We start from the raw sequence: 22228 nt of genomic DNA, 5'->3' as shown, positions 1-22228 counted from the left end.
GTCCCGGCCGCACGGGCAGCGCCCATCGGCCGACTTCGAGATCACTGCATCTGCACGAAGTACCGGACAACTGCCCACACCTGTAGGCCGCTTGGCGGCGGCTGGGGGCAGGAGCGGGACGCGCAAGAGGCATTCGTTCACCCCTGCGCGATTGTTGACAACAATATCGACGATCTCACCGAAATCTCAACGCGCCATCAGATTGACGGGAGATTCTTGAGCCACACACAGAACGGCGCGAATTCACGGAATTTGCTTATGTATTTGACAGGCTGCTCTTATCACGCAAATAGAGTTTCCTGTTACGCGGGACAACGCCTACTCGCCCAGGATCGGATCCCACCGTGCCGAGTCGCACTACCGCTCACCGGTGAAACGGACGCGCCGCCCTGCCCTGGGGTCAGGGCAGGGCGGCGCGTCCGCGGGGGAGGTCAGCTGTTGGCGTTGAGGACGGGGTAGTAGCCGTTGGCGTGGCCGGTGGCGGTGGGGTGGTACGACTCCCAGCCCGGGGAGATCACCAGGGAGTGCAGCCAGTCGTCGCTGGAGCACAGTTCATGGCCGCCGAAGGTGGTGCGGACGTCACCGAAGACGAAGCCGTGGGCGGCGGCACGGGCGGCGATGACACTGTCGAGGACGTCCGCGGCCTCGTCGATCTTGCTGTGCTTGGTGCTGCTGAGGCCGACGCAGAAGACGTCGAGCGTATACATGCGCGGGTAGCCGAGAACGACCACCTTGGCGTTCGGTGCCTTGGCACGGATGGCGTCGTAGGTGGCGTCGAGGCGGGCGGGGAGCGTGTTCCGGGCGTACGTCTCGGCCTGACTCACCCGGTTGACGCAGGTGGCGTCGGAGCCGGTCACGCAGGTGGTCATGACGTCCGAGAAGCCGGCGTCGTTCCCACCGATGGTGAGGGAGACGAGCCCGGTGGCGGAGCTCAGCGGGCCGAGCTGGCTGTTCGTCACGTCCGTGGTGACCGCGCCGGAGCAGGATGTGTCGGCGAACGAGGACGGTGCGTGGGCGTTTTTCCACAGATAGGGGTAGGCGCTGAGACTGCGGTGGCAGTCTCCACTCGAACTGTCGTAGTTTCCTGCGCCGTTGCCTGCCGAGTACGAGTCACCCAGCGCGACATAGGCCGGCCCGGCAGCATGTGCCGGACCGGTCAGCGCCAGGCTGAACATCATCGCGAGGCCGAACGTGGCAAGGGCAGACAGCAGTTTGACGCGTCTCACGAGACCTCCCAGAGCGGGAAAGCTGGCCCTCATTTGGTACAACAGGCAACCACCCGAAGGAAGTGTTCATGTCAAAACTGTTTCCAGGGTTAACGTCACGTTTCACGGCAGAGAGGCACGGGAAGCGGCCCGGCCGATCACACCGGGGCGGCACAACCGGGAAGCGGCCGGCCCGGCAGGGCGACGGCTCGCTCCTGCGGCCGGCCGCGACGACACCGCCGGAAGAGGGGAACCCGACCCGCGCCCCGGAGTCCTCCCACGTGGCTCCGGCAGTCGTATGGTTCGGGGTGATTTATGGTGAATCAAGGAGTATGCCCCTACCGGAGGTGCAATGATGCGCGCCGCGGCAGCGACCGTCTCTCTGGCTGTCAGCGTGGCGCTCATCGTCGCGACATCGGCTTGTGACCAGGGCGGGTCGGAGTCACCGAAGACCCACTACGGCGACTGCGAGATCTCGGGACGTTACGGGGAGTTTCACCTGTCACCCATGACGGCGGGCGCCCTCACGGTCAAAACGACCCTGCCCGCACCCGGCTGGTGGAACGGCGACACGCCGGACTCCATCAAGAGCGGCTACGAGTACTGCATGGCCGCCAACATCGCGTACCGGTCCGGACTCGACCGGGTGAAGGTGAAGAACGCTCCCTTCCCGGAGGTCGTGTCCGGAAAGACCAAGGACTTCGACCTGGCCCTGGCGCAGATCACGATCACCCCGGAACGGAGCAAGGTCGCCGAGTTCTCCCCGCCCTACCTCTCCTCGACCCTGGGAGTGCTGATCAGGGACGGCGAGAAGATCAACGAGGACAACGTCCGCGACGTCCGCATCGGAGTGGCCGAAGGCACCACGGGCGAGGAGTTCGTCAAGAAGCGCCTCAAGCCGACCAAGCCCGTCACCTCCTTCCCCAACGACCCGGACATGGTCACGGCGCTGGAGGAGGGACGGATCGACGCGGTCGTCCACGACACGACGATCCTGCTGGCGTATCCCCAGAAACGGGAGGGCAAGGTGCGCCTCGTGGGCCAGTACAGGACCGACCAGGGTTACGGCGCCCTGTATCCGAAGGGGTCGGCCAACAAGGACGAGCTGGACCGGATCATCAAGCAGCTGATCGACGACGGGACGCTCACCAAACTGTCGGCCGTCTATCTCGGGGCCGCTTTCGGACAGGACCCGGCCAAGATCCCGTACTTCACGGTCAACGACGGCTCCTGAACGCTCCGGGCGTGCGCATGTCCCGGGGCGGCGGTCCGGTTCCCGTCCCTCCGTCCCGCCTCACAGGTCCGCCATCAGGAGACCGCTCAGGTCCCCTACACCTCCGGCGTCGAGCGCCTGCTCTGCCCAGATGATCTTGCCTCGGTCGGTGTACCGGGTCCCCCAGCGGCGGGACATCTGCGCGACGAGGAACAGACCACGGCCCCCCTCGTCGGTGAAGGCCGCGCGGCGCAGGTGCGGGGAGGTACTGGTGCCGTCGGCGACCTCACAGATCAGGCTGTCGCGGTCGCGCAGCAGCCGCAGACTGATGGGGCTCCCTCCGTACCGGATGGCGTTCGTCACCAGTTCGCTGAGGATCAGCTCGGTCGTGAAGACGGCCTCGCCGAGCCCCCAGGATTCCAGCCTGCGGGTGGCCTCGGCGCGGATCCGGGGGACGGCCGCGGGGTCGTCGGGCACCTCCCACTCCGCGATCTGCTCCGGGTCGAGCAGCCGTGTGCGCGCGACGAGCAGGGCGACATCGTCGCTCGCCCTGGTACGCAGCATCGCGTCGAGCACCGCCCGGCAGGTTTCGTCCGGGCTGTCGCCGTCCGTCTGCGCGAGCGCCTCCCTCAGCATGCCGAGCCCGACGTCGATGTCGCGGCCGCGGGCCTCGACCAGGCCGTCGGTGTAAAGGACGAGCTGGCTGTCGGCGGCCAGCCGGAGTACGGCCGTCTCGACCGGCAGGCCGCCTCCCACGCCGAGTGGCGGGGCGACGGGGATGTCGGGGAAGGTCACGGAGCCGTCGGGCGAGACCAGCGCCGGACCGGGGTGACCGGCGCGGGCGAGAACACACCGCCCGGTCACCGGATCGTAGACCGCGTACAGGCAGGTGGCACCGGTGACGGCCTCGGTGTTGCCCTCTGCCGCCGCGTCCTGGTCGATCCGGGTGATCAGGTCGTCCAGGTGCGCGAGAAGCTCGTCCGGCGGCAGGTCCAGGGCGGCGAAGTTGTGCACCGCGGTCCTCAGGCGGCCCATCGTCGCCGCGGCGTGCAGACCATGTCCGACGACGTCGCCGACCACCAGGGCCACCCGGGCGCCCGGCAGCGGGATGACGTCGTACCAGTCGCCGCCCACCCCCGCCTGGGCGGGCAGGTAACGGTGCCCGACCTCCAGGGCGGACAGCTCGGGGAGTATGCCGGGCAGCAGGCTGCGCTGGAGGGTGACGGCCGTGGTGTGCTCGCGGGTGTAGCGGCGCGCGTTGTCGATGCACACGGCCGCCCGGGCGGCGAGTTCCTCGGCGGGGGACAGGTCGTCCGCCTCGAAGGGCTCCTGCTCCGAACGCCAGAACTCCACGACCCCGAGCAACTGGCCCCGGGCCCGGAGCGGTACCGAGATCATGGAGTGGATACCGAATTCGATGACCTTCTGGGCCCGCTCCGGGTCCTGGGCCCGCCATCCGTCGGCCAGGGCGAGGTGCTCCACCAGGACCGGCCGGCCGGTGGTCATGCCGATGGCCACGGGGTTGCCGGGCACATAGCGCATCAACGTCCCGACAGAGTGAAGGGGCGCGTCCTCCCGGATGCCCGCGAACGCGATGCGGCGTATTCCCATGTCCGCACCCGTCGGCTCACCACCTTGCAGAACGGGCTCCAACAGCTCGACGGTGGCGAAGTCGGCGAAGCGCGGGACCGCCACCTCGGTCAGCTCCTCGGTGGTGCGCTTGATGTCGAGGGTGGTACCGATCCGCGTGCTGGCCTCGTAGAGCAGTTGCAGGCGTCCGCCCGCCACGTCCGCCCGGCCCGCGAGGGCGCGCAGCTCCGTGGTGTCCCGCAGGGTGGCCACACTGCCCCCCTTCGCGCCCACCAGCCGCACGTTGACCGCGAGCAGGGTGTCCCCGGCCAGGAAGACCTTGTCCGTGGCCGCCCGGCCCGATCCCAGCAGTGCGGCCAGGGCCGGGCTCAGCCCGAGTCCGGTGACCGGCTTGCCCTCGGCCTCCGGCGGCAGGGCGAGCAGCCGGCGCGCCTCGTCGTTGACCAGCAGCAGCCTTCCGTCACCGTCCAGAATGATCACGCCTTCACGGACCGCGTGCAGCACCGCGTCGTGGTGCTCGTACATGCGGGTCATCTCCACCGGTCCCAGGCCCCGGGTCTGGCGCCGCAGACGCCCGCTGACCAGTGCCGACCCACCCGCGGCCAGCAGCAGCGCGACACCCCCGGAGACGAAGATCACCGGCAGTTGGCGCTGCACCACACTGGTCACCTTGTCCACCGTGACCCCCACGGTGACGAGGCCGACCGCGTTCCCCTTCTCGTCGAAGACAGCCACCGTCGAGTCGACCGCCTTGCCCAGACTGCTGTCGAACGTGGTCTGGTGGGGCTCGCCTCCGAGCGCCTGGCCGTAGGAGGTGGAGACGTGCTTCCCGATCTGGTCCGGGTCCGGGTGGGTCCACCGGAAGCCGTAGGGGCTCAGGCACACGACGTAGTCGACGCCGGTCTTCTTGCGCACCACCTCGGCATGAGGCTGGAGTTCCGCCGTCGGGTCGTCGCTCTTCATCGCGTCCGCGGTGCCCGGGGCGTTCGCGAACGACTCGGCCGCCACCAGTGACCGGTCGCCGGCTTCCTGGATCGCGCGGTTGCGGTCCTGGATGACGAGCACCACCACGGCCGTGGCGATGAGCAGCAGGACGACCACCAGTTGCAGCAGGAAGACCTGACCGGCGACGCTGCGCGGCTTCCGAAACGGCAGCAGACGTCGGCCGCCCGAATGGCGACGGGCTTCCGAGCCGGCTTCCGGCGCCCCGGCCTTCGGCGGAACACGGTCGCCCCGTCGGCTCGCTGGGACGTTTCGCCCAAGTTTGCCCATTTTCTCAGTATCAGTGACCTGCCCGGAGGGCGCGGCTCAGGACAGGCCGATCCCGGGTTCCCGGGCGAAGCGGCCGACCGGGTCCGGCCCGCCGTTCGACGGCGGAGGTCCGGGGGTGAGCCGGGCCGGCTCACCCCCGGGGAGGTCGGCCGGTGGCGCCGAGGACGGGCGGACCGGATGCGCGGCACCCTGGAGGAGGAAGTGTGACGGCGGGAGTGGACGCGTGATGCGAACCAGCGACGAAATGCGTCACTCGGCGGTGGCCTGGATCCCGCCGGCGGAGCTGTGGCGGCCGATCCAGGACATCCGCCGGGAATACGATCCGCAGATCCACCGCTGGCCGCCGCACGTCAATGTGCTTTTCCCCTTCGTGCCCGAGTCCGACTTCGACCGGGCCGTCTCGCTGCTCGCCGCGGCGACGGCCGAGGCGCCGGTCTTCACCGCCCGGCTGGACGGGGTACGGACCTTCCGGCACAGGGCGTACTCCACCGTGTGGCTCGATCCGGCAGCGGCGGGCAAGGCACCGTGGGCGGACCTGTACCACGCACTGCGGCAGCGATTCCCGCTCTGCCACGGGCCCGCCAAGAACTTCACTCCGCATCTGTCCCTGGGCCGGACCCGGGATCCGCGGCGAGTCGGCGCCGACTGCGCCACCCGGCTCGACGCCATGGCGGCGACAGTCTGGGAACTCGTCCTGCTCTCGCGCAGGGGGCACGGGCCGATGCAGCCACGGGCCACGATCGCCCTGCGCACGGGCGAGGTCCGCCGGCTGCCCGCACCCGACCTCGAAGCGCCTGGCCCGGAGGACACGGCATGGCTCTCCGAGATCTCCGACAGGTGAGGCCACGGCCGGGCGGCCCGAGGACGAGACCGGCGGCCTGACGGCGGGCCGGGCGCCGGTCACGCCGGACCGGGGCCGGGCGCCGGTCACACCGGACCCCTCGCCTCCCTGCCGCCGTAGAGCCCGCGCCGATCGGCGAGAGCGGATCGATCACGCGCCGTCCGGCCGTCACGCCGTCGAGCGGAACCTCAGCGACGCACGCGCAACGCGTGAAACCCGCCACAATCCACCCATCAAAACGGACTAATGAGCAAAAATGCTTCTTTGGGGCGGATGGCCCACCTGACAGTCAGCCCCGGATTCAACGACCAGCGGCATGGGAGAACGGTTTGATCACCGCACGCAAGCGACGCATCGGGCTGATGGCTACGGCCGGCGCACTCGCACTCACGGCGCTGGGCGGTACCAGCTACGCCGCCACCAACGACTCCGGCGCTCAGCCGGAAACGCAGGCACAGGCGAATCAGGCGGACACCCAGGACGCCTCCGACGCCCGAATAAAGATCACGCCCGGGCAAGCCCACGGCGTCGGGATCAACGACCCCGTGAACGTCACCGTCAGCGACGGCACCCTCACCAAGGTGACCATGACCGCCGTCGCGACCGGCACCGAGGTTCCGGGCACTCTGTCCGCGGACGGCACGTCCTGGAAGCCGGACGGCCCGCTGAAGCAGGCCACCCGCTATCAGGTCGCCGCGGAGGCCGAGGACGCGAAGGGCCGCTCCGCCACCGAGAACGCCGCGATCTCCACGGTCTCCCCGGCCAACGACTTCCTCGGACACCTCTCCCCCGAGAACGGCTCGACCGTCGGTGTGGGCATGCCGGTGAGCTTCACCTTCGACAAGGCGATCGGCGACAAGGCCGCCGTGGAGTCGAAGATCCAGGTCGGCTCCAGCAGCGGCGAGCAGGTCGTCGGTCACTGGCTCAACAGCAGCCGACTGGACTTCCGCCCCGAGCACTACTGGAAGCCCGGCTCCACCGTCACCGTCAAGATGAGCCTCGACGGCGTCCAGGAGACGGTCACGTTCAAGATCGGCCGGAGCCAGATCAGCACCGTCGACGCCAAGACGAAGCAGATGTCCGTCGTACGGGACGGCAAGACGATCAAGACCATCCCGATCTCGTCCGGCAGCGCCGAGCACCCGACGTACAACGGCCGGATGGTCATCTCCGAGAAGTACCGGCAGATCCACATGAACGGTGCGACCGTCGGCCTCACGGAGAAGAACGGCAAGCCCTCGTACGACATCAAGGCCGTACCGCACGCCATGCGCCTGACCGCCTCGGGCACGTTCATCCACGGCAACTACTGGGGCGGCGACTCGGTCTTCGGCAAGGTCAACACCAGCCACGGCTGCGTCGGCCTGAAGGACGTCAGGAACGCCGGCGACGGCAAGCAGCCCGCCGCGTGGTTCTTCGACAACTCGTTGACCGGTGACGTCGTGATCGTCAAGAACTCCGCGGACAAGGCCACAGTGTCCCCGGACAACGGCCTCAGCGACTGGAACATGCCGTGGAGCGAGTGGGTCTCGGGCAGCGCGTCGAACTGACGCCGCGTCACTCACGCACGCGAACCTGAATCCTTCCGCCAGGCGGCGGCCGGCACATCACGGCCGCCGCCCGCGGTGCCGAGGACACCCGGACGGCCCTCACCCCGGGTACCCCGGGGAGTCCTCGAGCCGGGAAAACGCAACGAGGACCACGACCGTCAGGTCGAGGTCCTCATTCGTGTATCGCCACAAAGAGTGTCCGAGGGGGGACTTGAACCCCCACGCCCGATAAAGGGCACTAGCACCTCAAGCTAGCGCGTCTGCCATTCCGCCACCCGGACAAGGTGTCTGCCGCCTGGGCGGGGGTGTTCCCCGCGGCGACATGGATAACAATACCAAGCTTTCGGAGCGCCTTTCACCTGCATATCCGGGCCCCGGAGCGGGTCCACGGAGCCAGGTGAGGGTGCGCCTACAGTCGCACCATGGGTGACTGGATGACTACCGGGGGTCTGCGGGAAGGGCGGCGGCCGAGAACGCTGTCGCCGTTGCGGGAACACCTGCGGGACACGTTCTGGTTCGCGCCCACCGCGGCCATGCTGCTGGTCTTCGTGGTGTGGGCGGCGGCGACCGCGGCCGACACCGCGATCGTCGGCTCGCTGCACGACGCGCGCGACTACGACACCCTCGACGACCTGCTGCGTCTGGCCGACGACGCGAAGGCCGTGGTGACCGTGGTCAGCTCGGCGATGATGACGTTCATCGGTGTGGTCTTCAGCATCTCGCTGGTCGCCGTGCAGATGGCGAGCGGGCAGTTCAGTCCGCGCGTGGTGCGGATCTTCGTACGGAGCCGGATCACCAAGGCCACCTTCGCCGTGTTCCTGGCCACGTTCCTGCTGTCGCTCCTCGTGCTGACCTCGTACGAGGGGCAGGCCGACGCGCGGTACGTGACCTCGATCCCGCTGATCCAGTCGGTTCTGACGCTGGCGATGCTGGGGCTGAGCCTGCTTCTCTTCGTGCTGTACGTGAACCAGACCCTGCGGCTCATGCGCATCAGCCATGTCATCGACCGCATCACCCACGAGGCGTTCAAGGTCGTCGCGCACATGCCCGTCGCCCGCTCGACCGGCGAAGAGGACGCGCTCGGGCCCGAGACCGCCCAGGTAGCCCACCACGGGCGGGCCGGCGTCATTCGGGACGTGAACATCGCCCGGCTGGTGCGGGCGGCCCGGCGGGAAGGTGTCGTCCTGAGGCTGATCCCCCGGATCGGGGACTTCGTCGTACCGGGCACCCCGCTGTTCGCCGTGCACGGAGGTCCCGCCCCCGCGGGCCGGCGGCCCCTGAGCCACACCGTGTCGGTCGGGGTGGAGCGCACCTTCCATCAGGACTTCGCGTTCGGGATGCGTCAGCTGGCCGACATCGGGCTGCGGGCACTGTCGGCCGCGGTGAACGACCCGACCACGGCCGTCCAGGCGATCGACCGCATCGTCCAGTTCCTGGCCGCGGTCGCCGGCCGGCCCCTCGACGCGGCGCTCCACCGGGACCGGCACGGGAACGTACGGCTGGTGCAGTCCGTGCCGGGCTGGACGGAGCTGGTCGATCTGGGGTTCACGGAGATCCGCGGCTGTGCGGTGGGCTCTCCCCAGGTCACCCGGCGCATCGTCGCCGGACTCGACGATCTCGCCGCGATCGCTCCCGCGGACCGCCGTGAGCCCCTGCTCCGGCACCGCGCCCTGCTCGTCGAGGCCGTGGAGCGCTCGGTCGCCGAGCCCTCGGACCGCGCCTTCGCGCTGCGCCCGGACCGGCAGGGCATCGGGTAGCCGCCCCGGCGCACCGAACCGCGCGGGGGCGGCACCCCGGTGCGGACGCCGCCCCGCTCACCCCAGGACCACGCCCGGCTTACGGGACTCACGCCAGGTCACCGCGTCACCCGGTCACCCGGTCACCTGACTCCCCGGTCACCCGGCCACCCGGCCGAGCTCACGGCATCAAGTGGTACTCCGGGAAGTTCCCCGGCAGCCGCTCCCCCGCCGGGCCCCGGGTCACCGCTCGCACCAGGAGTTCCCCGCCCACGAACGCGCCGCGCCACGAGGCGCCGAAGCCGCCGAAGAGTTCGTCGCGGTCGCCACGGGAGCGGGGCCTGCCGTGACCGACCTTGAACGCGCGGACCTGGGGGGCCAGCCGGGTGTACGTCGCCTCGTCGTCCGTGGACAGCGTGGCGACCAGCGCGCCGTTCGACGCGTTCATCGCCGCGAGCAGTTCGGCCTCGGTGTCGACCAGGACGATGGTGTCGACCGGTCCGAAGGGTTCCGCGTGATGCAGCGGTGAGGAGGGCGGCGGGTTGAGGAGCGTGACGGGCTGGACGTACGCCGCCGTGTCCTGGCCGGGCAGGAAGCGGGCGTCGGACGGCTTGCCGCGGTGGAGCGGGACGGCACCCCGGTCGATGGCCTCGGTGACCTGGTCGTTCAGTTCCTTGGCCTTGGCCGCGTTGATGAGCGGGCCGAAGTCCAGCGAGGGGTGGGGGTCGTCGGGGTGCTCGACGGCGAGCGGGTGGCCGGTGCGCAGGGTGTGGACGGCCGGGAGGTACGCCGCGAGGAAGTCGTCGAACAGCGCGCGCTGGACGACGAAGCGCGGGTAGGCGGTGCAGCGCTGCTTGCCGTAGTCGAAGAGCTTGGGGACGACCGCCGTCAGCGCGTCCCAGTCGCTGAAGTTCCAGACGCCCCAGGTGTTGAGCCCCTCCTGTTCGAGGACATGGCGCTTGCCGAGGTCGGCGACGGCGGTGGCCACCGCCGCGCCGGTGTCCCGGCCGCCGACGAAGGAGACGCAGCCGATCTCGGGCGCGCGCACGAGCGCCTCCGACAGCTCACGCCCGCTGCCGCTGACCAGGGTGAGGGGGATGCCTTCGCGCACGGCGAGCGCGCAGGCCAGCGTCAGGCACGCGACACCGCCGTCGGTCGGGGCCTTGGCGATGACCGCGTTGCCCGCCAGTGCCTGCACCAGCATCGCGTGGACGAGAACGCTCATCGGGTAGTTCCAGCTCGCGATGTTGGAGACGGGCCCGTCGAGCGGGGCCCGGCCCTCCACCATGGGCTCGATGCCGTCGACGTACCAGCGCACGCCGTCGATCGCGCGGTCCACGTCGGCCTGGGCCAGCCGCCAGGGCTTGCCGATCTCCCAGACCAGCAGGAGGGCGAGCAGTTCACGGTGTTCGGTGAGGGCGTCGAGGGTCGCCGCCACGCGGGCCCGGCGTTCGGCGAGGGGCACATGGCGCCAGGCGCGGTGCTGGTCGAGCGAGGCGCGGACGGCCGCGTGGGCGGTGGCGCCGTCGAGCCGTGGCGGTCCCGCGATGGGGCCGCCGTCGACGGGGCTGGTGGCGGGCAGCGCACGGCCGTCCGCCTGCCAGCCGGAGTTCCAGAGGTTGAGCACCCGGTCGTCGCGGAACGCCTCGGGGGCCATGGCGAGGGACCGCCGCCAGGCGTCGGTCCAGGACGTGCCGGACTTGAGGACGAGGCGGGCGGGAGCGAGGGGGCTGCGATGGCTCGGCGTGGAGGTGGGCGGCGTGGGGGTGGGAGGTGTGGGGTCGTGGGTTGTCATGGGTGTCTCCGCTCTCGGTGCACAGTCGGGGGCGGGGGCCCGGGTCCGGCCGGAACGGAAGGCCGCGCGGGCCGGCGCGAACAGTCGTCGCGTACGTCAGGGAAGGTATTGAGGTCCGACGGTTTCCGGCAGTCACCTCACGTCAACTATGAGTGACGTCACTCGGGGTCGCTCGCTCCGCCAGCCGCGCCAGGACCAGCCGTGCCGTGTCGGTCGGGGTGTCGCCGACCTGCACGCCGGCCGCCTCCAGGGCCTTCTTCTTGGCCTGGGCGGTACCCGAGGAGCCGGAGACGATGGCCCCGGCGTGTCCCATGGTCCGGCCCTCGGGGGCGGTGAATCCGGCGATGTAGCCGACGACGGGCTTGGTGACGTGATCGCGTACGTACGCTGCCGCCCGCTCCTCGGCGTCGCCGCCGATCTCCCCGATGAGCACGATCAGCTCGGTGTCGGGGTCCTTCTCGAAGGCCGCGAGGCAGTCGATGTGCGAGGTGCCGACGACGGGGTCCCCGCCGATGCCCACGCAGGTCGAGAAGCCGATGTCCCTCAGTTCGTGCATGAGTTGGTAGGTGAGGGTGCCGGACTTGGAGACCAGGCCGATGCTCCCGGGCCCGGTGATGTCGGCGGGGACGATGCCCGCGTTCGACCGTCCGGGGGAGATGAGGCCGGGGCAGTTCGGGCCGATGACACGGGTGCCCCGGTCGGCGGCGTGCGCGCAGAAGGCGACGGAGTCGTGGACGGGGATGCCCTCGGTGATGACGACGGCGAGCCCGATCCCGGCGTCGGCGGCCTCCAGCACGGCCGCACGGGCGAAGGCCGGCGGCACGAACACCACGCTCACATCGGCTCCCGTCGCCTCGATCCCCTCACGCACCGACCCGAAGACGGGGACGGTCCGCGGGGTACTGCCCCGGCCCTCGGTGCCAGGGATGTCGAACGCCACGGCGAGGCCGGCCTTGCGCGGATTGACGCCGCCGACGACGTTCGTGCCGGCGGCGAGCATGCGCCGGGTGTGCCGTATGCCCTCGGCGCCGGTCATGCCCTGGACGAGGATCCTGGACTCCTCGGTGAGAAAGACGGCCATGTCCCGCTCCTTCAGCTGATGTGGGCCAGTCGGGCGGCGAGGCGGGCGGCGTCGTCCATGGTGGCGGCCTGGTGCACCAGGGGGTGCGCCCGCTCCGCGAGAACGGCGCGGCCCCGGGCCGCGTTGTTGCCGTCGAGCCGGACCACGAGCGGTTTGGTCGGCCGTACGGCGTCCAGCGCCCGGACAATGCCGTCGGCGACGGCGTCGCACGCGGTGATGCCGCCGAAGACGTTGACGAGGACGGACCTGACGGCGGGGTCGGACAGGACGACGGACAGTCCGTCGGACATGATCCGCGCGGAGGCCCCGCCGCCGATGTCGAGGAAGTTGGCGGGGCGGGCGCCACTGCCGGCGACGACGTCGAGCGTCGACATCACGAGGCCCGCGCCGTTGCCGATGACACCGACCTCTCCTTCCAGCTTCACGTAGTTGAGTCCCTTGGCGGCGGCCGCGGCCTCCAGCGGGTCGTCGTGCGAGGTCTCCTGTCCGTCCCAACGCGCCTGGCGGTAGCGGGCGTTGCCGTCGAGCGTGACCTTGCCGTCCAGGGCCATGAGCCGGCCCTGGGCGGTGCGGACGAGGGGGTTCACCTCGACGAGGAGGGCGTCCTCACGGATGAGCACCTGCCAGAGCCGGACGAGGACGTCGGCGGAGCGCGGTGGCAGTCCGGCCGCCCGGACGATCTCGGCGGCCTTCTGAGGGGTGACGCCCTCCGCGGGGTCCACGGGGACACGCGCCACCGCCTCCGGCCGGAGCGCGGCCACCTCCTCGATCTCGGTGCCGCCCTCGGCGGAGGCGATCGCGAGGAAGCGTCCGGCGGCGCGGTCGAGGACGTACGAGACGTAGAACTCGCTCTCGATGTCGACGGGTTGGGCCAGCATCACCGTGCGGACCTGGTGGCCCTTGATGTTCATGCCGAGGATCTCGCGCGCCGTGCGTTCGGCGGCTTCCGGGTCCTCGGCGAGCCGCACTCCCCCCGCCTTGCCGCGCCCGCCCGTCCTCACCTGGGCCTTGACCACGACCCGGCCGCCGAGCCGTCGGGCGATGTCGCGGGCCCGGCCGGGCGAGTCGGTGACCTCGGCGCGCGGCACCAAGATGCCGTGTTCTTCGAAGAGTTGCCGCGCCTGATGCTCGTACAGGTCCACGTTTCGGCTCCGTCCTGAAAGTGGTGCACGACCCCTGGACATCACCCATCGGATGCGGGATAACAATCTTCATACAGTATTCGTCGACTGTATGCAATGTGCCGAACCTGGCCCACCGCCGCCGCACCGGGGCGGCTCAAGGCAACGGACAAGTGAGGTGACCTGTGACGACCAAGGCTCTCGAAGGCATCCGGGTCCTGGACATGACGCACGTTCAGTCCGGTCCCTCGGCGACCCAGTTGATGGCATGGCTCGGCGCCGACGTGGTCAAACTCGAGGCGCCGACCGGTGACATCACCCGCGCCCAGCTGCGGGACATCCCGGACGCCGACTCCCTCTACTTCACCATGCTCAACAGCAACAAGCGCAGCATCACCCTCAACACCAAGACCGAGCGCGGCAAACAGCTTCTGACCGAGCTGATCCGCCGCTCCGATGTCATGGTGGAGAACTTCGGCCCCGGCGCGATCGACCGCATGGGCTTCACCTGGGACCGCATCCGCGAGATCAACCCGCGGATCGTCTACGCCTCCATCAAGGGCTTCGGGGACGGCCCGTACACCGACTTCAAGGCGTACGAGGTGGTCGCGCAGGCCATGGGCGGTTCCATGGCCACCACCGGATTCGAGGACGGCCCGCCGATGGCCACCGGCGCCCAGATCGGCGATTCGGGCACCGGCGTCCACGCCGTCGCCGCCGTCCTCGCTGCCCTCCTCCAGCGCACCCGCACCGGACGCGGGCAGCGCGTCAACGTGGCCATGCAGCACGCCGTCCTCAACCTCTGCCGGGTCAAGCTGCGCGACCAGCAGCGCCTGGCCCACGGGCCGCTCGCCGAGTACCCCAACGAGGACTTCGGCGACGAGGTCCCCCGCTCGGGCAACGCCTCCGGGGGCGGCCAGCCCGGCTGGGCCGTCAAGTGCGCGCCCGGCGGCCCCAACGACTACGTCTACGTCATCGTCCAGCCCGCCGGCTGGAAACCCATCACCCGGCTGATCGGCCGGCCCGAGCTGGCCGAGGACCCCGGCTGGGCCACCCCGGGGGCCCGGCTGCCGAAGCTCGCCAAGATGTTCCAGCTCATCGAGGAATGGACCACGACATTGCCCAAATGGCAGGTGCTGGAGAAACTCAACGCCGAGAGCATCCCCTGCGGGCCGATCCTGTCGACCAAGGAGATCATCGAGGACTCCTCGCTCGCCGCCAACGACATGGTCGTCGAGGTCGAGCACCCCGAGCGCGGCTCCTACGTCACCGTCGGCAGCCCGCTCAAGCTCTCCGACTCCCCCGTCGACATCACCGCCTCTCCGCTGCTCGGTGAGCACAACGAGGAGATCTACATCGGCGAACTCGGCCTCGGCGACGAGGAATTGCGGCTTCTCAAGTCGGGCGGGGTGATCTGAGATGGCGGATCAGGACCGGGTGGCCCGGGTGCGGGCGCTCCTCGACGGCGTGCGGCGCCAGGGACGTACCGCGCTGACGGCACCGGAGGGCAAGCAGATCGCCGACGCCTACGGGATCACCGTGCCCGGCGAGGAACTGGCCCGCGACGAGGACGAGGCGGTCACGCACGCGGAACGCCTCGGCGGCCCCGTGGTGATGAAGATCGTCTCCCCCGACATCCTGCACAAGACCGACGCGGGCGGGGTGCTGGTCGGTGTCGAGGGAGAAGCCGAGGTACGGGCTGCCTTCCGGGCGATCGTCGAGAACGCCCGCGCGTACGACGCCCGCGCCCGGATCGACGGCGTCCAGGTGCAGGAGCTGATCCCGCCCGGACAGGAGGTCATCGTCGGCGCGGTGACCGACCCGACGTTCGGGAAGGTCGTCGCCTTCGGTCTCGGCGGGGTGCTGGTCGAGGTGCTGGGGGACGTCACCTTCCGGCTGGCGCCGGTGGACGCCGACGAGGCGCTGTCGATGCTCGAATCGATCCGCTGCGCGCAGGTCCTGCACGGGGTGCGCGGCGGGCCCGCGGTGGACCGGACGGCCCTCGCCGAGCAGATCCGCCGCGTCTCCGAACTCGTCACGGACTTCCCCGAGATCGCCGAGGTGGACCTCAACCCGGTGATCGCCGGCCCGCGGGGGGCGATCGCGGCGGACATCCGCGTGATTCTCGGCGCGGGCCCTCCGGCCGGCCGGCGCCGGTACACCCGGGACGAGATCCTCGCCTCCATGGACCGGCTGATGCGGCCGCGGTCGATCGCCGTGATCGGCGCCTCGGACGTCCCGGGCAAGATCGGCCACGCGGTGCTGAAGAACCTCGTCGACGGGGGCTTCGCGGGCGAGATCCATCCGGTGAACCCCCGGGCCGACGACATCCAGGGACGCAAGGCCTACGCGAGTGTCGCGGACATTCCCGGCGAGGTGGACGTCGCGGTCTTCGCCGTCCCGGCGCGGGCGGTGGCCCGGGTCCTGGAGGAGGCCGGACGCAAGAACATCCCCAACGCGGTCCTGATCCCCTCCGGCTTCGCGGAGACCGGCGAACAGGCGCTCCAGGACGAGATCACGGCCATCGGCGAGCGGTACGGCATCCGGCTGCTCGGCCCGAACATCTACGGCTACTACTCGACCTGGCAGGACGTGTGCGCCACGTTCTGCACGCCGTACGACGTGAAGGGCGGGGTCGCGCTCTCCTCGCAGTCCGGTGGGATCGGCATGGCCGTGCTGGGGTTCGCCCGGACCACGAAGACAGGGGTCTCGGCGATCGTGGGGCTCGGCAACAAGGCGGACCTGGACGAGGACGACCTGCTCACCTGGTTCGGCGAGGACCCGAACACCCGGTGCGTGGCGATGCATCTGGAGGACCTCAAGGACGGGCGCGCCTTCGTGGAGGCGGCCCGCGCCACCGTCCCGAAGAAGCCCGTCGTCGTCCTCAAGGCCGGGCGGACCGCCGCCGGCGCGCGGGCCGCGGGCTCGCACACCGGGGCCCTCGCGGGCGACGACGCCGTGTACGACGACATCCTCAGGCAGGCCGGTGTCATCCGGGCTCCCGGGCTGATCGACATGCTGGAGTACGCGCGGGCCCTGCCGGTGCTGCCCGCTCCCCGGGGCGACAACGTCGTGATCATCACCGGCGCGGGCGGCAGCGGCGTCCTGCTGTCGGACGCGGTCACCGACAACGGGCTGTCCCTGATGGAGATCCCGCCGGACCTGGACGCCTCCTTCCGGGAGTTCATCCCGCCCTTCGGGGCCGCGGGCAACCCGGTGGACATCACGGGCGGCGAACCGCCGTCGACGTACGAGGCGACGATCCGGCTCGGACTGGAGGACCCGCGCGTCCACGCGCTCGTCCTCGGCTACTGGCACACCGTCGTGACCCCTCCCATGGTCTTCGCCGAGCTCACCGCGCGCGTGGTGGCCGAGTTCCGCGAACGCGGCATCGAGAAGCCCGTGGTGGCGTCGCTCGCGGGTGACGTCGAGGTCGAGGAGGCGTGCCGGTACCTGTACGAGCGAGGGGTCGTGGCCTACCCGTACACGACCGAGATGCCGGTGGCCGTCCTCGGCGCGAAGTACCGCTGGGCGCGCGCGGCGGGCCTGTTGGGGGGTCGTTCATGACATGAGGACGCAGGGGGCCGGCCGACGGTGCGCGTCGGCCGCCCCCGGGACCCGTGAGCGCACGAAAGGCATGTGGCAGGGGGCGCTGACCAGATCTTTCGACGCAAGGGGATCTCGATCGACATGACAACCACCGGCTATTCGACATCGGTGCCACATCAAGAGGTGAGGGACCGGAACGGACGCGTGTACCGCGTCGGTGAGACCGACATCGACATCATGGGCCGAAAACGCGCCTGGATGGTCTTCCTGCCCTGGGCGGGCATGATGGGCATCAGCTCCGCCGAGTACGCGTTCACGTCGGCGGAGGACACACTGCACGAGGCTCATCTGTGGAGCAGCGGACACATCTTCTGGCTGATGGGCGTCTGGATCTTCTTCCAGGCGGCCGTGGCCTTCCCAGCCGGGCAACTGCGCGAGAGCGGCAGGCTCCCCGCCCGTACGGCGATGCTGCTGGGCGCGCTGGGCACCCTGCTCGGCTACGTGGCCCTGGCCTTCGCGCCGCATGTGGTGGTCGCCTATCTCGGCTTCGGCATGTGCAGCGGCATCGGAGCGGGTCTCGTCTACGCGACCTGCGTGAACATGGTCGGCAAGTGGTACCCGGAGCGCAAGGGCGGCAAGACGGGCTTCGTCAACGGCGGTTTCGCCTACGGGTCCGTGCCCTTCGTCTTCCTGTTCACCTCGTACATGGATCTGGGCAACTACCGGGGTGTCCTGGTGGGTGTCGGTCTGCTCTGCTGCGCGGTGGTCGCGGCGGCCGGCTGGTTCTTCAAGGACCCGCCGAAGGGCTGGTGGCCGCCGGACGTGGACCCGCTGAAGGTCTCGGACGACCCGAAGATCCGGCGGGCGCTGGAGAAGAACCCGCCGGCCGTGAAGCAGTACACCCCGAGGGAGGCCGCGCGTACCCCTGTTCTGTGGATGATGTGGTTCTGTCTGCTGTGCACGGCCGGGATCAACATCTTCGGCATCGCCTTCCAGGTCCCGTTCGGCAAGGACATGGGCTTCGCGGGCGGGATCGTGGCCACGGCGATGTCGCTGAAGGCCATCGTCAACGGCACCGGGCGCGGGATCATCGGCTGGATCTCCGACCGCGTCGGACGGCGCCACACGCTGATCATCGTGTGTCTGGTGCTGGGTTCCGCCCAGTTCGGTGTGCTGGTCTCCGGCCAGATGGGCAGCATGCCGTTCTTCCTCTTCTGTTCCATGGTCTCCGGCTTCGGCGGCGGCGCGATCTTCCCGCTGTTCGCGGCCATGACGGCGGACTACTTCGGCGAGAACAACAACGCCTCCAACTACGGGATGGTGTACAGCTCGAAGCTGATCTCGGGCCTCGTGGGATCCGGCATGGGCGCGGTCGTCGTCGGCGCGTGGGACTACCAAGGCGCCTTCGTGCTCGCTGGGTCCATCGGTCTGGCGTCCGCCGTGCTGGCCCTGTTCCTCAAGTCACCGGACCGGCCCAAGTCCCGTGTCGTCCCCAATCCGCAGCCGCTCGGAGAGGAGATGGCGTCATGACGGCGGAACCCGTCGCGGCGCGGGACTCGCCGGACGATCCCGGCGCCCGGGGGCGCGCGTACGGCGGAAAGCTGATCAGCGGTCTGTTCGGCGGCGGGCTCGGCTCGATGGTGGTCGCCGCCTGGGGCTACGACGGCGCGTACGCGACGGCCGGCGGCATCTCCATGGTGGCGGCCGCGGTCGCCCTGCTGCTGCGGCAGCCGGGGCGCGGCACCGCGGACAGCTCGGCGCCCCGGCCACAGCCCGTCGGCTGAGCGCCCGCGGGCACCGGTGGAAGCGGCCCTCCTCGCGGCACGGCGAGGAGGGCCGCTTCCGTGTACGGGGCCCGGCCCCCCGTCCCGGGCCCCGCCCCCGTCCGCCGTCCCCCGACCCCGGCTACCCGTTGCCCGAGAACGCCGCGTCGAACGACGCGGACGGCGGCTCGAAGTCGTAGGCCTTGAGGCGGGTCAGGGCCTCGGGCGCGCCCTGGAGCCGGTCCATTCCGGCGTCCTCCCACTCGACCGAGACGGGCCCGGCGTAGCCGATGGAGCGCAGCATGCGGAAGACGTCCTCCCAGGGGACATCGCCGTGGCCCGCGGAGACGAAGTCCCAGCCGCGGCGCGGGTCTCCCCAGGGCAGGTGGGAGCCGAGCCGGCCGTTGCGTCCGTCGAGGCGTTTGCGGGCCTCCTTGCAGTCGACGTGGTAGATGCGGTCGCGGAAGTCGTAGAGGAATCCGACGGGGTCGAGGTCCTGCCAGACGAAGTGGGAGGGGTCGAAGTTGAGGCCGAAGGCGGGCCGGTGGCCGACTGCCTCCAGGGCCTTGTGCGTTGTCCAGTAGTCGTAGGCGATCTCGCTCGGATGGACCTCGTGCGCGAACCTGACGCCCTCGGCGTCGAAGACGTCGAGGACCGGGTTCCAGCGGGTGGCGAAGTCCTCGTAGCCGCGCTCGATCATCGCTTCGGGGACGGGCGGGAACATGGCGACGAGGTGCCAGATCGCCGAGCCGGTGAAGCCGACGACGGTGTCGACTCCGAGGGCGGCCGCCGCGCGGGCGGTGTCGGCCATCTCGGTGGCGGCCCGCCTCCGCACGCCCTCCGCCTCGCCGTCGCCCCAGATGCGGGCTGGCAGGATCGCCTTGTGGCGTTCGTCGATGATGGCGTCGCAGACGGCCTGGCCGACCAGATGGTTGGAGACGGCCCGGCACTTGAGCCCGTACTTGTCGAGCAGCGCGCGCCGGGACTCCACGTAGGCGGGGTCCCCGAGCACCTTGTCGACCTCGAAGTGGTCGCCCCAGCAGGCGAGTTCGAGGCCGTCGTAGCCGAAGTCGCGGGCGAGTCGGCAGACCTCTTCGAGCGGCAGGTCGGCCCACTGGCCGGTGAAGAGAGTGAATTCGCGCGGCATTTCCGGGCCTCCTCAGACCGCTACGGGGGTGTACGTGGAGTTCTTCCCGGCGCTCTCCTCGACCGCAGCGAGGACGCGCTGGATCTGGAGTCCGTCGGCGAAGGACGGGGCGGGAGGCCGCCCTTCGGCGATGGCCTGGACGAGGTCGCGGGCCTGGTGCACGAAGGTGTGCTCGTAGCCGAGACCGTGTCCCGGCGGCCACCAGGCGTCGAGATAGGGGTGGTCGGGTTCGGTGACGAGGATGCGCCGGAAACCCGCGTGGGCGGCCGGCTCGGTGTGGTCGTGGTACGCGAGTTCGTTGAGCCGCTCCAGGTCGAAGGCCAACGAGCCGCGCTCGCCGTTGAGTTCGATGCGCAGGGAATTCTTGCGCCCGGCGGCGAAGCGGGAGGCCTCGAAGGAGGCGAGGGCTCCGGAGGCGAAGCGGGCGGTGAACAGGGCGGCGTCGTCGACGGTGACGGCGCCCGAAGGGGAGCCCGGTCCGGGCCCGGAGGCGGACAGCCCGCCGGACGCCCGCGCGGGCAGGGGCCGTCGGCGGACGAACGTCTCGGTGAGCGCGGAGACCCCGTCGAGCGGCTCGCCCGCCAGGTGCTGCGCGAGGTCGACGATGTGGGCCCCGAGATCGCCGAGGGCGCCGGAGCCCGCCTTCTCCTTGCGGAGTCTCCAGGTGAGCGGGAACTCCGGGTCGGTCAGCCAGTCCTGAAGGTACGTCACCCGCACGTGCCGCAGGGTTCCGAGGCGGCCCTCGGCCACCATCGAGCGGGCGAGCGCCGCGGCGGGGAGGCGGCGGTAGTTGAAGCCCACCATGGAGATCTGGCCGCGTGCGGCGGCTTCGGACGCGGCCTCCGCCATCGCCTCGGCCTCCTCGACGGTGTTCGCGAGCGGCTTCTCGCACAGCACGTGCTTGCCCGCGGCCAGCGCGGCGACGGCGATCTCGGCGTGGCTGTCGCCGGGGGTGCAGATGTCGACGACATCGACGTCGTCCCGGGCGATCAGCGCGCGCCAGTCGGTCTCGGCGGCTTCCCAGCCGTGCCGGCCGGCCATCGCGCGCAGGGCCGGTTCGTCGCGGCCGCACACGGCGGCGAGGACCGGGCGGCGCGGCAGGTCGAAGACACGGCCCACGGTGCGCCAGCCCTGTGAGTGGGCGGCGCCCATGAACGCGTAACCGACCATGCCCACGCCCAAGGGCGGTTTCGCGGCCTCGTCGCCCTGGTCCGGCTGTCCCATACGGGGGTCCTCCTCGTCGTCGTGGCGCGGTGGGGGTGGGGCCCGGTCCCGCCGGACCGGGCCCCGGTGTCGGCGGCGCGCATCACTTGAAGCCGGTGGCCATGTACTGCTGGACGTTGTCCTTGTCGACGACGGCCGAGTAGAGGGTGAGCGACGCGGGGATCTCGAACTCGGCGAGCCCGCTGATTCCCTTGCCCTGGCCGAGGGTGCGGGCGAGGTCGATCGCGGACGCGGCCATGGTCGGCGGATACAGGACGGTGGCTTTCAGGACGCTGTCGTCGGCGTCGATGGCCTGGAAGGCGGAGAGCGCTCCGGCCCCGCCGACCATGAGGAAGTCGTCGCGGCCGGCCTGCTCGATGGCCCGCAGCGCTCCTACGCCCTGGTCGTCGTCGTGGTTCCACAGCGCGTCGAACCTCGGCTGGGCCTGGAGCAGCTGGGACATCTTGGCCTGGCCGGTCTCGACGGTGAACTCGGCCGCCTGGCGGGCGACCTTCGTGATGTTCGGGTAGTTCTTCAGAGCGGCGTCGAAGCCCTGGGTGCGCTGTTTGGTGAGTTCCAGGTTGTCGAGCCCCGCGAGCTCGATGACCTTGGCGTTCTTCCTGCCCTTGAGTTTCTCGCCGATGTAGTGACCGGCGCTGAGGCCCATGCCGTAGTTGTCGCCGCCGATCCAGCACCGGTACGCCTGGGGCGAGTTGAAGACGCGGTCGAGGTTGATGACGGGGATGCCCGCGCGCATCGCCTTGAGACCGACCTGGGTCAGTGCCTTGCCGTCGGCCGGCAGCACGACCAGGACGTCGACCTTCTTGTTGATCAGGGTCTCGATCTGGCCGATCTGCGCGGCCGTGTCGTTGGAGCCCTCGGTGATCTCCAGGGTGACGTCCTTGTACGTCCCGGCCCGGCTCTTGGCGTTGTCGTTGATGGCGTTGAGCCAGCCGTGGTCGGCCTGGGGGCCGGCGAAGCCGATCGTGACGTGCTTGCCGGGCTTGCCGTCGGCGGCCGGCCCGGAGTTCGCGGCGGGGTTCGCGTCCTTGGTGTCGTTGCTGGTGCAGCCGGTGAGGAGGGCGCCGGCCGAGACGGCGGCGGTCCCGAGGAGCAGTCCTCTGCGACTGGTCAGGCTCATGGGTTCTGGCATGGCGGTGGA

16 protein-coding genes and 1 tRNA gene are annotated in these 22228 nt (G+C 70.3%); 8 read left to right on the top strand and 9 right to left on the bottom strand.

Annotated features, from left to right (window positions below; all coding sequences use genetic code 11):
- Window positions 1-431: 431 nt before the first annotated feature.
- Window positions 432-1226 (bottom strand): SGNH/GDSL hydrolase family protein, encoded by a 795-nt coding sequence (locus tag OG410_RS33635; protein ID WP_329302548.1) that lies wholly within the window; start codon window positions 1224-1226, stop codon window positions 432-434.
- A gap of 487 nt (window positions 1227-1713) precedes the next feature.
- On the opposite strand from OG410_RS33635, the gene OG410_RS33630 reads away from it, so the two are divergent.
- The gene (locus tag OG410_RS33630; RefSeq protein ID WP_329302547.1) at window positions 1714-2439 is read left to right on the top strand and encodes an ABC transporter substrate-binding protein; all 726 of its coding nucleotides are present in this window, start codon (window positions 1714-1716) and stop codon (window positions 2437-2439) included.
- A 60-nt stretch (window positions 2440-2499) separates the two neighbouring features.
- On the opposite strand, the gene OG410_RS33625 is transcribed toward OG410_RS33630, so the two are convergent.
- Window positions 2500-5280 (bottom strand): SpoIIE family protein phosphatase, encoded by a 2781-nt coding sequence (locus tag OG410_RS33625; protein WP_329302546.1) that lies wholly within the window; start codon window positions 5278-5280, stop codon window positions 2500-2502.
- Between the two features lie 226 nt (window positions 5281-5506).
- Between OG410_RS33625 and OG410_RS33620 the strand changes: the two genes are divergently transcribed.
- The gene (locus OG410_RS33620; RefSeq protein WP_329302545.1) at window positions 5507-6121 is read left to right on the top strand and encodes a 2'-5' RNA ligase family protein; all 615 of its coding nucleotides are present in this window, start codon (window positions 5507-5509) and stop codon (window positions 6119-6121) included.
- A 329-nt stretch (window positions 6122-6450) separates the two neighbouring features.
- The gene (locus tag OG410_RS33615) at window positions 6451-7671 is read left to right on the top strand and encodes a L,D-transpeptidase (RefSeq protein ID WP_329302544.1); all 1221 of its coding nucleotides are present in this window, start codon (window positions 6451-6453) and stop codon (window positions 7669-7671) included.
- A gap of 196 nt (window positions 7672-7867) precedes the next feature.
- On the opposite strand, the gene OG410_RS33610 is transcribed toward OG410_RS33615, so the two are convergent.
- Window positions 7868-7952: transfer RNA gene (locus OG410_RS33610), tRNA-Leu, on the bottom strand.
- 141 nt (window positions 7953-8093) lie between these two features.
- Between OG410_RS33610 and OG410_RS33605 the strand changes: the two genes are divergently transcribed.
- On the top strand, window positions 8094-9428 hold the full coding sequence (locus OG410_RS33605; RefSeq protein ID WP_329302543.1) for a DUF2254 domain-containing protein: 1335 nt from the start codon (window positions 8094-8096) through the stop codon (window positions 9426-9428).
- Between the two features lie 160 nt (window positions 9429-9588).
- Here OG410_RS33605 and OG410_RS33600 read toward each other — a convergent pair whose 3' ends face one another.
- The 3 genes from OG410_RS33600 to sucC form a co-directional block, all read right to left on the bottom strand.
- On the bottom strand, window positions 9589-11202 hold the full coding sequence (locus tag OG410_RS33600; protein WP_329302542.1) for an aldehyde dehydrogenase family protein: 1614 nt from the start codon (window positions 11200-11202) through the stop codon (window positions 9589-9591).
- A 142-nt stretch (window positions 11203-11344) separates the two neighbouring features.
- Window positions 11345-12283, bottom strand: a complete 939-nt coding sequence (gene sucD, locus OG410_RS33595; RefSeq protein WP_329302541.1) for a succinate--CoA ligase subunit alpha — start codon at window positions 12281-12283, stop codon at window positions 11345-11347.
- 11 nt (window positions 12284-12294) lie between these two features.
- Window positions 12295-13425: an ADP-forming succinate--CoA ligase subunit beta gene (sucC, locus tag OG410_RS33590; protein WP_329302540.1), complete on the bottom strand. Its 1131-nt coding sequence runs from the start codon at window positions 13423-13425 to the stop codon at window positions 12295-12297.
- Between the two features lie 164 nt (window positions 13426-13589).
- Here sucC and frc point away from each other — a divergent pair, with 164 nt between their 5' ends.
- From frc to OG410_RS33570, 4 genes are all read left to right on the top strand, one after another.
- Window positions 13590-14822, top strand: coding sequence for a formyl-CoA transferase (frc, locus tag OG410_RS33585; protein WP_329302539.1), 1233 nt, complete (start codon window positions 13590-13592; stop codon window positions 14820-14822).
- 1 nt (window position 14823) lies between these two features.
- A complete protein-coding gene (locus OG410_RS33580) occupies window positions 14824-16971 on the top strand; it encodes an acetate--CoA ligase family protein (RefSeq protein ID WP_329302538.1) in 2148 nt (715 codons plus the stop codon).
- Window positions 16972-17094: 123 nt separating this feature from the next.
- Window positions 17095-18483, top strand: a complete 1389-nt coding sequence (locus tag OG410_RS33575) for an OFA family MFS transporter (RefSeq protein ID WP_329302537.1) — start codon at window positions 17095-17097, stop codon at window positions 18481-18483.
- Window positions 18480-18737, top strand: coding sequence for a hypothetical protein (locus OG410_RS33570; RefSeq protein WP_443063828.1), 258 nt, complete (start codon window positions 18480-18482; stop codon window positions 18735-18737). The genes OG410_RS33575 and OG410_RS33570 overlap by 4 nt, the downstream gene beginning before the upstream one ends.
- A 121-nt stretch (window positions 18738-18858) precedes the next feature.
- On the opposite strand, the gene OG410_RS33565 is transcribed toward OG410_RS33570, so the two are convergent.
- The 3 genes from OG410_RS33565 to OG410_RS33555 all read right to left on the bottom strand — a co-directional run bounded on the left by OG410_RS33565 (window position 18859) and on the right by OG410_RS33555 (window position 22219).
- Window positions 18859-19863, bottom strand: coding sequence for a sugar phosphate isomerase/epimerase family protein (locus tag OG410_RS33565; protein ID WP_329302536.1), 1005 nt, complete (start codon window positions 19861-19863; stop codon window positions 18859-18861).
- Between the two features lie 12 nt (window positions 19864-19875).
- A complete protein-coding gene (locus OG410_RS33560; RefSeq protein WP_329302535.1) occupies window positions 19876-21087 on the bottom strand; it encodes a Gfo/Idh/MocA family protein in 1212 nt (403 codons plus the stop codon).
- A gap of 82 nt (window positions 21088-21169) precedes the next feature.
- Window positions 21170-22219: a substrate-binding domain-containing protein gene (locus OG410_RS33555; protein ID WP_329302534.1), complete on the bottom strand. Its 1050-nt coding sequence runs from the start codon at window positions 22217-22219 to the stop codon at window positions 21170-21172.
- Window positions 22220-22228: the final 9 nt, after the last annotated feature.

This window comes from Streptomyces sp. NBC_00659 (genome assembly GCF_036226925.1).
Classification (GTDB): Bacteria; Actinomycetota; Actinomycetes; order Streptomycetales; family Streptomycetaceae; genus Streptomyces.
The sequence above is the reverse complement of the archived record's forward strand: the minus strand, read 5'-3'. Positions and strand labels throughout refer to the sequence as shown.

What these genes read in the sequence shown, in the direction of transcription:
- OG410_RS33565 (WP_329302536.1), bottom strand. Translation starts at nt 19,863, where the DNA reads ATGCCGCGCGAATTCACTCTCTTCACCGGCCAGTGGGCCGACCTGCCG.
- OG410_RS33625 (WP_329302546.1), bottom strand. Translation starts at nt 5,280, where the DNA reads ATGGGCAAACTTGGGCGAAACGTCCCAGCGAGCCGACGGGGCGACCGT.
- OG410_RS33620 (WP_329302545.1), top strand. Translation starts at nt 5,507, where the DNA reads ATGCGAACCAGCGACGAAATGCGTCACTCGGCGGTGGCCTGGATCCCG.
- OG410_RS33630 (WP_329302547.1), top strand. Translation starts at nt 1,714, where the DNA reads ATGACGGCGGGCGCCCTCACGGTCAAAACGACCCTGCCCGCACCCGGC.
- OG410_RS33580 (WP_329302538.1), top strand. Translation starts at nt 14,824, where the DNA reads ATGGCGGATCAGGACCGGGTGGCCCGGGTGCGGGCGCTCCTCGACGGC.
- OG410_RS33600 (WP_329302542.1), bottom strand. Translation starts at nt 11,202, where the DNA reads ATGACAACCCACGACCCCACACCTCCCACCCCCACGCCGCCCACCTCC.
- sucD (WP_329302541.1), bottom strand. Translation starts at nt 12,283, where the DNA reads ATGGCCGTCTTTCTCACCGAGGAGTCCAGGATCCTCGTCCAGGGCATG.
- OG410_RS33560 (WP_329302535.1), bottom strand. Translation starts at nt 21,087, where the DNA reads ATGGGACAGCCGGACCAGGGCGACGAGGCCGCGAAACCGCCCTTGGGC.
- OG410_RS33555 (WP_329302534.1), bottom strand. Translation starts at nt 22,219, where the DNA reads ATGCCAGAACCCATGAGCCTGACCAGTCGCAGAGGACTGCTCCTCGGG.
- OG410_RS33575 (WP_329302537.1), top strand. Translation starts at nt 17,095, where the DNA reads ATGACAACCACCGGCTATTCGACATCGGTGCCACATCAAGAGGTGAGG.
- OG410_RS33605 (WP_329302543.1), top strand. Translation starts at nt 8,094, where the DNA reads ATGGGTGACTGGATGACTACCGGGGGTCTGCGGGAAGGGCGGCGGCCG.
- OG410_RS33570 (WP_443063828.1), top strand. Translation starts at nt 18,480, where the DNA reads ATGACGGCGGAACCCGTCGCGGCGCGGGACTCGCCGGACGATCCCGGC.